At 73.3% G+C, this 13,246-nt stretch carries 12 protein-coding genes; 10 read left to right on the top strand and 2 right to left on the bottom strand.

All coding sequences use genetic code 11. The annotated features are described in order from the left end of the window. Nucleotides 1-413 precede the first annotated feature (413 nt). Together ACZ7EC_RS31265 and ACZ7EC_RS31260 are read left to right on the top strand one after the other, a co-directional pair. The gene (locus ACZ7EC_RS31265; RefSeq protein WP_359381005.1) at nucleotides 414-815 is read left to right on the top strand and encodes a DUF6009 family protein; all 402 of its coding nucleotides are present in this window, start codon (nucleotides 414-416) and stop codon (nucleotides 813-815) included. A 345-nt stretch (nucleotides 816-1,160) separates the two neighbouring features. Then, nucleotides 1,161-1,952 (top strand): thioesterase II family protein, encoded by a 792-nt coding sequence (locus ACZ7EC_RS31260; protein ID WP_471068094.1) that lies wholly within the window; start codon nucleotides 1,161-1,163, stop codon nucleotides 1,950-1,952. Between the two features lie 282 nt (nucleotides 1,953-2,234). Here ACZ7EC_RS31260 and ACZ7EC_RS31255 read toward each other — a convergent pair whose 3' ends face one another. Continuing rightward, nucleotides 2,235-3,230 carry a ScbA/BarX family gamma-butyrolactone biosynthesis protein gene (locus ACZ7EC_RS31255; protein ID WP_471068091.1) on the bottom strand — a complete coding sequence of 332 codons (996 nt, stop codon included), beginning with the start codon at nucleotides 3,228-3,230 and terminating at the stop codon, nucleotides 2,235-2,237. A gap of 272 nt (nucleotides 3,231-3,502) precedes the next feature. Here ACZ7EC_RS31255 and ACZ7EC_RS31250 point away from each other — a divergent pair, with 272 nt between their 5' ends. From ACZ7EC_RS31250 to ACZ7EC_RS31240, 3 genes are all read left to right on the top strand, one after another. Further along, nucleotides 3,503-4,747 (top strand): cytochrome P450 family protein, encoded by a 1,245-nt coding sequence (locus ACZ7EC_RS31250; protein ID WP_471068088.1) that lies wholly within the window; start codon nucleotides 3,503-3,505, stop codon nucleotides 4,745-4,747. Beyond that, on the top strand, nucleotides 4,744-5,484 hold the full coding sequence (locus ACZ7EC_RS31245) for an HAD family hydrolase (RefSeq protein WP_471068085.1): 741 nt from the start codon (nucleotides 4,744-4,746) through the stop codon (nucleotides 5,482-5,484). Before ACZ7EC_RS31250 ends, ACZ7EC_RS31245 begins: the two co-directional genes overlap by 4 nt. Nucleotides 5,485-5,706: 222 nt before the next feature. Beyond that, on the top strand, nucleotides 5,707-6,375 hold the full coding sequence (locus ACZ7EC_RS31240) for a ScbR family autoregulator-binding transcription factor (protein ID WP_011113163.1): 669 nt from the start codon (nucleotides 5,707-5,709) through the stop codon (nucleotides 6,373-6,375). 141 nt (nucleotides 6,376-6,516) lie between these two features. Here ACZ7EC_RS31240 and ACZ7EC_RS31235 read toward each other — a convergent pair whose 3' ends face one another. Further along, a complete protein-coding gene (locus ACZ7EC_RS31235; protein WP_037659236.1) occupies nucleotides 6,517-7,281 on the bottom strand; it encodes an SDR family oxidoreductase in 765 nt (254 codons plus the stop codon). Between the two features lie 104 nt (nucleotides 7,282-7,385). Here ACZ7EC_RS31235 and ACZ7EC_RS31230 point away from each other — a divergent pair, with 104 nt between their 5' ends. From ACZ7EC_RS31230 to ACZ7EC_RS31210, 5 genes are all read left to right on the top strand, one after another. After that, complete coding sequence (locus ACZ7EC_RS31230) at nucleotides 7,386-7,601, top strand: acyl-CoA carboxylase subunit epsilon (protein ID WP_182790351.1); 216 nt, start codon at nucleotides 7,386-7,388, stop codon at nucleotides 7,599-7,601. Nucleotides 7,602-8,092: 491 nt separating this feature from the next. Then, on the top strand, nucleotides 8,093-8,779 hold the full coding sequence (locus ACZ7EC_RS31225; protein ID WP_471068081.1) for a ScbR family autoregulator-binding transcription factor: 687 nt from the start codon (nucleotides 8,093-8,095) through the stop codon (nucleotides 8,777-8,779). Between the two features lie 10 nt (nucleotides 8,780-8,789). After that, nucleotides 8,790-9,770 (top strand): thiamine pyrophosphate-dependent dehydrogenase E1 component subunit alpha, encoded by a 981-nt coding sequence (locus ACZ7EC_RS31220; protein ID WP_471068078.1) that lies wholly within the window; start codon nucleotides 8,790-8,792, stop codon nucleotides 9,768-9,770. A 31-nt stretch (nucleotides 9,771-9,801) separates the two neighbouring features. Further along, nucleotides 9,802-10,836 (top strand): alpha-ketoacid dehydrogenase subunit beta, encoded by a 1,035-nt coding sequence (locus ACZ7EC_RS31215; protein WP_471068075.1) that lies wholly within the window; start codon nucleotides 9,802-9,804, stop codon nucleotides 10,834-10,836. Nucleotides 10,837-11,008: 172 nt separating this feature from the next. Further along, nucleotides 11,009-13,246: condensation domain-containing protein (locus ACZ7EC_RS31210; RefSeq protein ID WP_471068072.1), on the top strand; the 2,238-nt coding region annotated here is incomplete at its 3' end.

Raw genomic sequence — 13,246 nt, 5'->3', positions numbered from 1 at the left:
AGGCCACGGCGGGATTCCGGGGAGCGGCAGCTACTGAAGCTACTCAGGGGCCGGCACAGGGGGCCGAACACGCGGCATGCCGGTGCGTACGGGCGGCATGTTGCGGAAGTTTGAGTCGCTTCGGTCGCTGTTCGGCCGCTCGCGGGCGCCTGACCTGATGTTTTACCGGTCCGTTGGCCGAGCGACCGAACGTCGGGCGGTCACTGTGGGCCGGGAACGGTCGCTGACGTCTCGCACGGCTTGACGCGGCCTGCCGGGCCTGGTGTCAGAATGAGGAGGTCCCGGCTGTCTCGTCCCGGTCCTCCGCGGCCCGGTTCGTGAACGGGTCGGACTGTATCGCCCGAGGAGATGGTCCTGTCCAACCAGCGCGAGTACCACGCGGGCAGCGGACTGGTCGCCGACGAGGAGACAGCATGAGCGCCCTCATCACAGAAGCCGAGCTCGTCCACGAGGCCGCATTCGTCTGGCTGGAGGACACGGACGCACTCGACTATGTGCGCCAGAGTCTCGACCGGCTGCCGACGCGGCGTGGCAAACCCGCCTACCACCGCGACGGACGCATGGTCGGCTATGCGCTGCTCGGCCCGGAGGCCAAGCCCTCCCGCTCGTCGGGCACCTTCCGCCGGCGCGTGTTCTGGCTGCTCCCGCACGACCGCGACACCGCCCCCGAGGGGCTGTACTGCACCGGGGCCCCCGCCGAGGCGGTCGATCCCCGCACACTCAGGCCGGGCGGCAAGGGCCGTAAGACCGAGCGCTCCGAAGGCGGCCCGCAGTCGCCGGAGATGCGGAAGCGGGGCATCACGCTGCCGCTGTGAGCGCGGGCGGCGACGGCTTTCCGGCCGGGCCGGACGGTGGTGCCGGGGGACGGGCGCCGGGCGTGCTTCCTGTCCGAGGCCGTCACGGCCGGTGCGCGCCGAGGGACGCCGCCGGTTCCGCCCTGTCCGGGACCGTACGCGCGAGGGGGCCGCCGGCATCGCGGCGGGCGGCATGTCCGGTGTGACTCCAGTGGGACTCCAGTCCGGGCAGCCAGCGTTGAGCCGGGAAACAGCGGGAAATGCCCGCGGCACGACCGTGATGTCACCTCTCAGGTCGGCGGACACCGGGACGGCGACTCCGTTCCGGCCCTGTGGAAAGACCGTTTCTGAAAGGAATTCCTGGCCGTGTCTCGAGCACCGGAGCAATTCGGAACATGGGTGCGCCGATTCCACCCGGCGCCGGACAGCGCTGTCCGACTCGTGTGTCTGCCGCACGCCGGAGGGTCTTCGAGCTTCTACTTTCCGCTGTCCAGGGCGCTCTCGCCCGCGGTGGAGGTGCTGGCGGTGCAGTATCCGGGCCGGCAGGACCGGCGCCTGGAGCCGCACATCGACAGCCTGCCCGAACTCGCCGACCGGATCTCCGAGGTGATACGCCCCCTCGACGACCGGCCCCTGGCGCTGTTCGGGCACAGCATGGGCGCCGTCCTCGCCTACGAGGTCGCGCTGCGGATGCGCGACGCGGGCCTGCCCGCGCCGGTACGGATCTTCGTCTCCGGTCGCCGGGCCCCGTCCCGCGACCGCGACGAACGGCTCCACCTGGCGTCGGACGCGGATCTCCTGGCGGAGGTGCGCGGGCTGGGCGGTCCGCACGCGGCGCTGCTCGGCGACCCGGAGATCATGGACATGGTCATGCCGGCGCTCCGCAGCGACTACCGTGCCGTGGAGAAGTACCGCTGGGAATCCGGGCGCGTCCTGGACTGCCCGGTCACGGTGCTGACCGGGGACAGCGATCCGCGGCTCTCCATCGAGGAGGCGGCGGCGTGGGAAGACCACACCACCGGCCTGACGGAGCTTCAGGTGTTTCCGGGAGGCCACTTCTACCTCGTCGAGGAGAACGCTCGCGTGAGCGCGCTGATCGAGGACCGGCTGGCCCGCCGGGACGCCGGCGCGCGTCACGAAACCGCGGCTCGCCGGTGACCGGGGCGCACACCGCACCCGTACCGGCCGCCGGCCGGCTTCCGATACGCGGGTGCCCGCTCCGGCCGCGGTAGTCGCGCTCGTTGCGCCCTTCCGGGTACGCGGCTGCCGGCCGCCCGGCAGCTCACGCACCGTGCACACCGGCCCGCCCACAGACCAGGGCCGGGGGCGCCCCCCGTCGCCTCCGGCCCTGCCCCGGCTGACCCTGAGGGGCGCGGGCCGGCGTACCGGCGAGGGCGCGAAGCCCACCGTCATCTCCGTTGCCCGTTCCCGTGCCGGCACTCAGTCCTGGACCACGGGGCCCGAGATCCGGGCGGTGAAGACCTCGTCGTCGTCCTGCCGCCCGGTGATCAGGGCGTGGAACGTTCCCGATCCCGTGACCGCCAGCCCGGACGCCTCGATCCAGCACGGGCTGGTGAACTCCACGTACCGCTTGAACTCGGTGGAGACCGTGGCGGGGATCAGCGTGGAGCCCGGTGGGAGCAGGGCGCAGGCGGCCTGCCGGGCGGATTCGAGGAGGACCATTCCGGGCACGTGGTCGCCCTCGTGGTCGAAGAGGATGGGGTGGCTCGTGTCCGCGTTGAGCCGCCAGCGGTTGGGCGCCCCGCCCGGCGCGAGCACCACGTCCCTGGGCGCCGTCCTGCCGAAGTCGGACGGCGGGAGGGGGGCGGGCTGGTGCGATGCGGCCTGGTGGGCGGCGGTGGCGGGCGCGGAGCCGCGCAGCCGCCGGTACATCGCCTCGGTGATGCACGTGAAGCGTCCGCCGCCGTTCGCGACGAGGTGACCGTCCCGCTCGATGGTGATGACCAGGCGGAACTCGACGAGCTTGCCCCGCCTGCGCACGACGTCGACGCAGGTCGCCTCCACGTCGAGATCGGTGGGTGTCCGTCCGACGTCCAGGTGCTCGACGCGGCTGACGAAGGACATGTCCCACATGATGAAGTGGTGGCCCAGCGGCACGTCGAACTCCGCGTGCGCGAGGTGCAGACCGACCTGGCGCATCGTCTCCGCTATCTGCATCGGGTCGTGCCGCCGGCCGTCGGGGCTGAGGAAGAAGGTGTGCGCGCGCGGCCACTGACCGGTGAGGAGGAACCGCGTCTCGTGGATCCTGGTGCACCTGGTCAGGAAGACCTCGGCCAGTGAGGCCCGGTGCACGTACTCCCGCGGCACTGTCGTGGTGAGTGGGGTCAGCCAGGACGTGTCGCCCGGCGACAGTCGCGTGTCGCAGTCCGACCGGATGCTGTCGCCGTCTTGCTTGCGAAATGCGTGCACATTCATGGACCTCTCCCCGCCTGAGGTGAACGAAAGCGTGCAGCCAAAGATACATACTATCCGGTTTGATTTTCAATGGGTTGGTGGCGGAGGGCTCCCGACCGACCGTCGTTCCCGGCACCTCCGGGCAGCTGAACGGCGCTTCGGCTCCGGTTAATTCATGGGTGAACATCTGAAAACCGGCCTTATCGGCCGTTGTTAAAAACCAGCTACCCGGTTTAGTGTCCTGGGGCTGGCAGTCGCTCGTCGGCCCTATGAACGACCCACAGGAGGCAGTGATGCTTCGTCAGGAAGCGCCCTACGTCATCGATTCGGCCGGCCGTGACCTGCCGGGGGAGGCGGCACGGCTGCGGGAGCGCGGCCCGGTCGTACGGGTGGTGCTGCCGGGGGGTGTCTCGGCGTGGGCGGTGACGGACCTCGACCTGATCAAGCAGCTGCTGACCGACTCGCGCGCCTCGAAGGACGCCTACCGGCACTGGCCGGCCTGGGCCGGCGGGGAGGTGGACGAGTCCTGGCAGATGTCCATGTGGGTGTCGGTGCGCAACATGCTGACCGCGTACGGCGAGGAACACGCCCGGCTGCGCCGCCTGGTGGCCGGCGCGTTCACCGCGCGCCGCACCGCCGACCTGCGGCCGCGGGTGGAGCGGATCACCGCGCGGCTGCTGGACGGCCTGGCCGCGGTGCCCCCCGGTACGGCCGTCGACGTGCGCAACGAGTTCGCCCGCCCCCTGTCGGTGCTCGTCATGGGCGAGACGCTGGGGCTGCCGGAGGACCTCCACGCCGACCTCCAGCGCATGGTCGACGTGCTGTTCAAGACGACAGCCGAGCCCGAGGAGGCCCGTGCCAACCAGTACGAGCTGTACGCACTGCTGACGGAACTGGTGGCCGCCCGGCGCAGCGCCCCCGGCACCGACCTCACCAGCGAACTGATAGCGGCGCGGGACGAGGACGGGGGAGAGGGGCTGAGCGAGAAGGAACTCGTCGACACCCTGCTGCTGCTCATCGGCGCGGGTACGGAGACCACCGTCAATCTCATCGACCAGGCCGTGCACGGGCTGATCACCCACCCCGCCCAACTGGCGCTGGTCCTCGGCGGCGAGGCCACCTGGGACAGCGTCATCGACGAAACGCTGCGCCATCAACCCGTCGTCGCCAATGTCCCGTTCCGTTTCGCGGTCGAGGACATCGAGGTCGGCGGGGTCACGATCCCGAAGGGCGATCCCATCCTGCTCTCCCTGGCCGCGGCAGCCCGCTGCCCGCACCGGCACGGCGCGGACGCCGACCAGTTCGACGTGGCCCGGCCGAGCCGCCGGGACCACGTCCCCTTCGGTTACGGCGTCCACCACTGCGTCGGCCGGCCGCTGGCCCGGCTGGAGGCCTCGATCGCCCTGGAGTCGCTGTTCGCGCGCTATCCCCGGATGGCGGCGGCGGTGCCGGAGGCGGAACTCGCGGTGCGCGAGTCCTTCATCTCCAGCGGGCATGTCGCACTGCCGGTCGTGCTGGTGCCCGGAGCCGCGGCATGACGGCACGGCATCTGCGGCTGGTTGCGGTGAACATCGACGGGGTGCTCCTGAACGACACGTTCAGCCCGGTCATCCACCGCTTCGTGGTCGGCCGGGGCGGCCGCTACACCGCCGAACTGGAACGCGCTCTGTTCTCCCAGCCGCAGCGGACCGCGGCAGCCGCCGCGGCGGCCGGCTGTGGCTGGCAGGCGAGCCCCGAGGAACTGCTGGCGGCCTATTTCGCGGAGCGGGAGGCCTACCTCCGGGACCACCCGGTCCGGGTCCTCGACGGCGCGCAGCGGCTGCTCGCCCGGCTCCGGGACCTGGGCGTGACGGTGGTCTGCTATGGAGGGCTCGACCGGTCGCACTTCGACCGGCACCTGGGCGGCCTCGCCGGGTACTTCGACGCACCCGGCTATGTGTGCACCGACGGCTTCCGGCCCGGTGTCAAGGAGATCACCCGCGATATCGTCGGGGTCCGTTTCGACCAGGCGCTGTTCATCGACGACGTGGCCCGCGTCGCCGAGACCGCGCGCTCGCTCGGCGCGGCCTTCATCGGGCACCCGAGCCCCTTCGCACACGGCTTCCAGGCGGAGGCGATGCGCCAGGCGGGGGTACGGCACGTGGTGCGCTCCCTCGACGCGATCGACGAGCGGCTGCTGCACGCCCTCGACGCGGAGGCTGCCGCCGCGCACCGCGCGGGTCCCGGCGCCGGGGGAACCGGAGCGGGGTTCGACCACCCCGTCACCGGCGGCTGACGGGCGCGGCCTGCGGGTCCGGTCGCCGGAGAGTATCCGGAATCACGCCGTCCGCGCTGTTTGCCGACCCCTTCCGCGGGACAGGTGCCCGGCGAAGTCCGGGCTTTCCCCCTACTTCCGGTAAGGGGGCCGGTCCGCGGGTCTGTAAGATTCGTCGCAGGCGGTTTCTTTTTCCTTCCCCTCGGGGTGGGCCGAACCCAACAGGTACGCAGGAGGTGTTCCGTGGCACAGCAGGAACGGGCGATCCGGACCCGCCGCGCGGTTCTCGAAGCGGCAGCCACGGTATTCGCCGAGCACGGGTACGCCGCCGCGACCGTGGCGGACATTCTCAAGGTGGCCGGCCTGACCAAGGGCGCCCTGTACTTCCACTTTCCCTCCAAGGAAGCGCTTGCCCGCGGCATCCTGGAGGCCCAGGTGCCGCAGCAGCTCGTTCCGCAGCAGCTCAAGCTCCAGGAATGGGTGGACGCGGGCATGACGCTGGCGCACCAGCTGCCGCGGGACCCCGTGCTGCGCGCGGGCGCCCGGCTCTCGGCGGAGCACACCGGGAGCGAGCAGCACGGCAGCGCCTTCCCCACCTGGATCGCCTTCTCGGCCTCGCTCCTTGAGCAGGCGAAGCGGAACGGGGAGGTCCTGGGCCACATCGAGCCGGCCGAGACCGCCGAATGCGTCCTCGGCTCCTTCCACGGCATCCAGCTCCTCTCCCAGTTGCAGACGAACTGGGCGGACATCGAGCAGCGTGCCTCCGCGCTGTTCCGGCACGTCCTCCCGGCCGTGGCGGTGCCCTCGGTGCTGGTGCGGCTGGACACCGCCCCGGACCGGGGGGCCCGCGTCGTCGCCGAGCTGGAGGCGATGGCGGCGCAGCCGGACGGGCTGGCCTCGCTGTCGAGCTGAACCGCCGGCCGCCGGTTCCCCGGACCGGGGAACCGGAACCGGGGAACCGGTTCACCGGCGGCGCGCCCGGCGGATCAGGGCCCCGATCAGTCCTTGTCCAGGATCTTTGCCGAGGCCCTCGCCCACCTCCTTGCGGAGGTCCTACAGGCCCCCGCCGCCCGAGGCGTCCAGGCACTGACCGGTGATCCACCGGGAGTCGTCCGAGGCGAGGAAGGCGACGATGTCGGCGATGTCCGCGGTCTCTCCCATGCGCCGGAAGACCGAGAGGGCCGCGTGCGCGGCCTCGCCCTCGGGGGTCGCCCAGCGCCCGGCGTTCATGTCCGTCTTCACGAATCCGGGCGCCACGGCGTTCACCGTGATGCCGCGCCGGCCCAGGTCCTTGGCCAGCGCGCGCGTCATGGCCTCGACGGCCGCCTTCGCCATGCAGTAGGCGATGGACTCGGGAAGGGCCACCCTGGTCGCGGCGGAACTGATGTTGACGATCCGTCCGCCGTCGCGCAGCCGGCCCAGCGCGTGCTGGACGAGGAAAAGCGGCGCCTTGGCGTGCAGGGCCATCAGCTCGTCGAAGTCCGGCGGCGTCACATCGGACACCGAGCCCCGTGTGTTGGTCCCCGCGTTGTTGACCAGGATGTCGAGGGCCGGTTCCGCGCCCTGCTCCCTCAGCGCCGCGTCGAATCGCTCGTACAGGTGCCGCGCGTCGTCGGGCACGCCGAGCGGGGCGTGCACCATGACGGCGCGACCACCGCTGTCCGTGATCATCGCGACGGTCTCGCGTGCCGCGGTCTCGTCGGCCCGGTAGTGGACGGCGACCAGCGCGCCGTCCGCCGCCAGGCGGCGGGCGATGCCCCGGCCTATGCCCCGTCCCGCCCCTGTGACCAGGGCCGTCTTGCCTGCCAGCGTACCCATGTCGTTCCCCCTGATGGTGTCCTTGCGCCGCTTCTTGTCGAGCGGTGCCCGAGCCATTCTCGATCTTCCGGCACCAGCGTGGTCGCAAAGGTGAGGAGGCCACCATGGGCAATGGTCCAGGGCACCCGCGGGCGGTGCTGCGGGTGGAGCGGGGGCAGGCCACCAGTGAGGAACTCGCCGCGGTCACCGTGACGTTGCTGTCCCGGCTGGCAGACCTCGCCGGCCGCCGGTCCGCGCGCCGGTCCGAACGCCCGGGGACCGCCCCCAGGTCCGGCTGGGACACGGGCCGGGTGTACCGGGCGCCCCACAGCTGGCGCTGAACCCGCACGGCCCGTACATCCGGGGCGGCCGTGCCGCGTGCTCACTTTAAACCGCATGGACGGTTTGCTAGCCTCGCGAGGTCGGTGTCCGCGCACGGGTACGGACGGACGGAAGGAACTGGCGTGTCGATGGTGGAGCGGGCGTGGTCCGGAACGTCCACCGATGCCCGGTCCCAGGGGGCGGAACCCGGACGCCGACGCGCGGGACGGAGCGGTCACCGGCGGGGACGACGGCCGGACAGGCCGCCGCCGCGGCGCGCGTACCGCGAGGCCACCGGCGCGCGCACCCCTCCCGTACGCGAGACCGCCGTGACGGGCGCCGCGGGCGCCGCCGGCGTCGTCTTCCGGCGCCGGAGCGCCGGGGCGGCGGAGCAGCCCGCGGACCTGCCGTCCCGCACGCACGGCGATCCGCCCCGATGACCCACACCCACCGCACGCACCACCACAGCGCCCGAGCCACGTCGTCGCTCGCCGGCCGCAGGAGAACTCGAATGGCCATGCAGGAACGTGCGGTTCGCACGAGAACGTCGTTGCTCCGGGCCGCCGCCGCGGTGTTCGCGGAAGAGGGGTACGTGCCGTCGTCCCTCGCGGCGATCAGCAAACGGGCCGGTGTCAGCAACGGCGCGCTGCACTTCCACTTCGAGAACAAGAAGGCGCTCGCCCGAGCGGTGGAGGACCAGGCCGCCGACGCGGTCCGCAGGCTCGTCCAGCCCGCGCACGGCGCCGAGACGGGTGCGCTCCAGGCCGTCGTCGACGCGACCTACGGACTGCTGGGCAGCTTCCTGGACGACATCGTCGTACGCGCCGGTTTCGAGCTGGGTTCGCAGCACGCGCTCGGCCCCGAGGCCCGGATGCTGCACATCTGGCACGAGTGGGTCGACCAGACGCTGCACCGGGCCAAGGCGGAGGGCCAGTTGGCTTCCGGTGTCTCGCCGGGCGACGCCGCGAAGGCGGTCGTGGCGGTGACCGTGGGCCTCCGGGTGCTCGCCGTGGGCGATCCGCGGTGGCTCGCGGAGCGGCGGATCGCCGCGTTCTGGGAACTGCTCCTCGCCTCGATCGCCGCCGAGCCCGGCCGGATCCGGGTCCGGCCCCGAGCCCGCGAGCAGGCGCACCGAGGCCGGTCGGGCGCGAGGCGGCCGACGGCGGCCGCGCCCCGGCAGGATCCAGCCCGACAGTGAGGAACCCCCCGTGGAAATAAGGAAGTTGCTGCGCAGCATGGTCCGCATCCGGTGCATCGAGGAAGAGATCGCCGACGTCTACCGCGACGAACAGCAGATGCGCACCCCCGTCCATCTGTCCATCGGCCAGGAGGCCGTGGCCGTCGGGGTGTGCGCCGCACTGCGCACCGAGGACGTCGTCTACAGCGGCCACCGCTGCCACGCCCACTACCTCGCCAAGGGAGGCGGTCTTGGCGCCATGGTGGCCGAGCTGTACGGCCGGGAGACCGGCTGTGCCGCGGGCCGCGGCGGCTCGGTGCACCTCGTCGACGAGGCCGCCGGGTTCGGTGCCTCCTCCGCGATCCTCGGCGAGATGATCTCCGTGGCCACCGGAGCGGCCTGGGCGTTCGCCCGGCAGGAGGCGCCCAGGGTGGCCGTCACCTTCTTCGGCGACGGCGCCTCCGAGGAGGGCGTCTTCCACGAATCGCTGAACTTCGCCGCGCTGCACCGGCTCCCGGTGGTCTACGTGTGCGAGAACAACCAGTACTCGCTCTCCTCGCCACTGGCCGCGCGCCAGCCCCCCGGCACGAGCATCAGCGGGCGGGCCCGCGGCTACGGCATCCCGGCGGCCCGCGTCGACGGCAACGACGTCGCGGCGGTGCACGCCGCCGCGGTGACGGCCGTCGAGCACTGCCGCTCGGGCACCGGCCCCTATTTCCTGGAACTGGACACCTACCGGTGGCGCGAGCACGTCGGCCCCGGCTGGGACCACGAGTGCGGCGGCCGCCGCCCGGACGAGGTGCTGTCCTGGACGAAACGCTGTCCCATCCGCCGGGCCGCCGACGCCCTGCGGGGTGCCGACCCGGACGTGGACGAGCGGATCACCGCCTGGGAGCGGGAGTTCCGCGCGGAGACGCACGCCGCGATCGCGGCGGCCGAGGCAGCCCCATTTCCCCGTGTCGAGGACCTGCTCGTCGGCACCTACGGCGACCGCGGCACACACGCCGACTGACGGGCGCCGGTCCGAAGGAGGAAGCGCAGCAATGAGGTCCCTCACCTACAGCCAGGCCATCAGCGAGGCCACGGTCCAGTGCATGGAGGCCGACCCGGCCGTCGTCCTGGCCGGCCAGAGCGTCGACGACTACAAAGGGGTGTACGGCACCACCGGCGAGGCATTCGCCCGCTTCGGCAGCGCCAGAGTGATCGACATACCCAACGGGGAGAACGCCTTCGCCGGCATCGCGATCGGCGCGGCCACCATGGGCCTGCGCCCGCTGGTCGTCCACACGCGCGACGACTTCATGTTCCTGGCCATGGACGCCCTCATCAACCTGGCCGCCAAGTGGCGCTACATGTACGGCGGCAAGCGGGGCGTGCCCGTCGTCTCCCGTGGCGTCGTCGGCCGCGGCTGGGGGCAGGGCGCCACCCATTCGCAGAGTCTGCAGTCCCTCTTCGGGCACTTCCCCGGCCTGCACGTCGCCACCCCGGCCAGCCCGGCGGACGCCAAGGGCCTGCTGGTCACGGCCCTCCAGGGCGACACACCGGTCGTCCTGCTGGAGAACCGCGGACTGTACGACCTCCGGGGCGAGGTGCCGTCCGAGCCCGTCGCCGTGCCGTTCGGCAAGGGCCGGGTCGTCCGCGCGGGCGACGACGTGACGATCGTCGCCGCGTCCCTCATGGTGCACGAGGCCGAACGAGCCGCCGGCGTCCTCGCGGCTCGGGGCATCAGCGCCGAGGTCGTGGACGTCCGCAGCATCCGGCCGCTGGACGACGCCCTGATCTGCGCCTCCGTCGCGAAGACGGGGCACCTCGTCGTGGCGGACACCAGCTGGGCGCGCTACGGCTTCACCGCCGAGGTGGCCGCGGTCGTGGCGGAGAACGTGCCCGGCGCCCTGAAGGCGCCCGTGCGCCGGGTGACACCGCCGGACTGTCCCGCGCCCGTGTCCTGGCCCCTGGAGAACGCGTTCAACCCCGGCGCGGAGACCGTGGTCCGGGCCTGCCTGGAGGTCCTGGGGGTGGCCGGCGGTGACGTGCCGCGGATACGGAACGTCATGGCCGGATTCGCCGGCCCCTACTGACCCCCCGTGCGGTGCCGCCGAGGCCGGCCCGGCTGAGAGTCGCATGCGGAGCGCTTCAGGAACGCTGGAGGAATCCGGCGCCTCGCGTACCCGCCGCTACCGTGCTGAGCAGGGCGAATCTGTTTCGCTGCCAGAGTTGTGCACGTGAGGAGGGGGAGGGGCCTCGCCCCGGATGCCGATGTCCGACGGCCGTGCCATTGCCGAACGCCGCCCCGACGCGCCGATGACCGTGGTCATCGGTCCCGAGCGGACGCCGTCCGGTGCCCCGCCCGTGCTGGAGATCCGGGGCCCGCTGGCGGCCGGCCGGGTGGCGGCCGTGCTCGACCACGTCGCGACGCGTCTGCCCGGCGGCCGGCCCTGGCGGCACAGCCTGCGACGGCTCGGGCCCGACCATCACCTGCTGCACATCGAGCCGCCCGCCGGCGACTCGTACGAGTGCCCCGACGCCTTCCCGGCCGGGCTGGTCGCGGACCTGCTCACCGCCCGCGACCGGCCGGCCGTCCCGCTCGCGCCGGCCCAGCTCGACCTGGTCCGGCGGGCCGGGGACGCCCCGGACCACCACCGCTTCCGCGCGCTGAACACCGCCGAGCCGCTCGACCCGGCCGCCGTGGACGCCGCCCTTCGGGCCGTGGTCCGGGCGCACCCGCTGCTCGGCGCCCGGATCGACGTCACGGCGGGTGGCGGCATGCGCACGGTGCCGCTCGGATACGCGGCCGGGCGCACGGACAGCCGCGACATTCCGCGCGCCCGCGAGCGGGAGGCCGTCGCCGACGCGGCCCGGCTGCTGGACCCGGCGACCGGGGCCACGCTGCGCGCCCTGCTGCTGCGCAAGCGGCGCAGGCTCGTGCTGATCGCCCACGAACTCGTCGCCGACGAGGCATCGCTGGACATCCTCATGGCCGATCTGCGGGCCGCGCTGGCCCGGCCCGAGGAGGAACTCCCGGCCGAGGAGGTGCGGTACCCGGACTGGGCCGCAGCGCAGCCCGCGGTGGCCTCCGACGCCCGCGAGACCGAGCACTGGCGCACCGTCGCCGAGGGGCGCGCCGCCACCCGCGCACTGCGCCCCCGCGCCCCGCTGCCGGACTCTGGACCGCGCCGCCATCCCGGCTTCGTCCTGGGCCGTGCGGCCACCCGGCGGCTGACCGGCGCCCTGCCGCGCCGTTTCGGCCTCACCCCGGCCCAACTGCTCACCGGCGCCATGGGGTTGGCCCTGATCCGCTGGCGGGGCACCGAGTGCGCCTCCTTCGACGTGTGCGTCGACGGGCGCCAGGGCGGACCGGCGCTCGCCCGGACGGTGGGGGTGCTCGCCGAGACCGAGCCGGTGCTGCTGGCGGGCGGCCGCGGCGAGAGCGCGCACCAGTTCGTCGGCAGGGTCGCCGCGAGCCTCGGCGCCGTGGGACGCGGCGCGTTCGGCGCGTGCCGGGAGCACGCCCCCGACGCGGCGCTCCGGCTCGCCCTGCGCGAACCCGTACCGGTCCTGGTGCGCTTCACCCCGGACACGCGGGTCCGCTCGGCCGGACGGCCGCCGGGCACCGCCGCCGGGTACGCGCTGGACGCCGGTGCGCGCCTTCGCGGCGGCCGGCTGTGCGTCGGGCTCGACTGGCTGCCCGCCGCCCGCGACGGCGTCACCGAGGAGTCCGCCGCCCGGCTCCTGGACCTCCTGCACGGCGTCCTCGGGGAGCTGGCCGGGAGCACCGGCACCGTGCCCGCCACGACCACCACCGTCGCCGCCAGCCCGCTGCAGCGCGAGATCCTGGCCGACGCCGACGCGCACCCCGGCAGCGGACGGCAGATCGAACAGCTCGGCTGGGTCTGGCACGGGCCGCTGGACGTCACCCGGTTCACGGCCGCCTGGCAGTCCGTCTTCGACCGGGAAGCCGTCCTGCGGGCCGCCTTCGACCACGGCCCCGACCCCGCGATCACCATCCACGACCGGGTCGTGCCGCAGGTGGCGCGGCTGCCGTACCGGGGCGCGGACCACTCCGACGACCTCGCCCGCGACCGGCTCCGCGGGCTCGATCCGCGCTCTCCGGGGCCGGTGCGGATCACGCTGTTCGACGGTCCGGGGGACGGCGGTGCGGCCCCGCGCTCCACACGGGTGCTGCTGACCTACCATCTGGCGCTGCTGGACACCTGGAGCGTGCGCCTGCTCGTGGCGGAGTTCTGCCGCGCCTATCTCGCGGACGGCGCGCTGCCGGGCGGCGACCGGCGTCCCGACGTACGCGACTACGCCCGCTGGATCGAGGCACGGGACCTCGCTCCCGCGCGGGACTTCTGGCTGCGGTCCGCGCCCCGCCCCACGACGGCGGCGGGGGGGGGGGGGGGGGGGGGGGGGGGTGGGAGAGGGGGGGGGGGGGGGGGGGGGGGGAGGGGGGGGGGGGGGGGGATGGGGCTTGGGGGGAAAGAGCCA

This window comes from Streptomyces sp. NPDC037203 (genome assembly GCF_055605065.1).
Note: the sequence above shows the minus strand (reverse complement) of the source record. Positions and strands in the feature narration are given on the sequence as shown.

What these genes read in the sequence shown, in the direction of transcription:
- ACZ7EC_RS31215 (WP_471068075.1), top strand. Translation starts at nt 9,802, where the DNA reads ATGAGGTCCCTCACCTACAGCCAGGCCATCAGCGAGGCCACGGTCCAG.
- ACZ7EC_RS31235 (WP_037659236.1), bottom strand. Translation starts at nt 7,281, where the DNA reads ATGGGTACGCTGGCAGGCAAGACGGCCCTGGTCACAGGGGCGGGACGG.
- ACZ7EC_RS31245 (WP_471068085.1), top strand. Translation starts at nt 4,744, where the DNA reads ATGACGGCACGGCATCTGCGGCTGGTTGCGGTGAACATCGACGGGGTG.
- ACZ7EC_RS31230 (WP_182790351.1), top strand. Translation starts at nt 7,386, where the DNA reads ATGGGCAATGGTCCAGGGCACCCGCGGGCGGTGCTGCGGGTGGAGCGG.
- ACZ7EC_RS31225 (WP_471068081.1), top strand. Translation starts at nt 8,093, where the DNA reads ATGGCCATGCAGGAACGTGCGGTTCGCACGAGAACGTCGTTGCTCCGG.
- ACZ7EC_RS31250 (WP_471068088.1), top strand. Translation starts at nt 3,503, where the DNA reads ATGCTTCGTCAGGAAGCGCCCTACGTCATCGATTCGGCCGGCCGTGAC.
- ACZ7EC_RS31255 (WP_471068091.1), bottom strand. Translation starts at nt 3,230, where the DNA reads ATGAATGTGCACGCATTTCGCAAGCAAGACGGCGACAGCATCCGGTCG.
- ACZ7EC_RS31265 (WP_359381005.1), top strand. Translation starts at nt 414, where the DNA reads ATGAGCGCCCTCATCACAGAAGCCGAGCTCGTCCACGAGGCCGCATTC.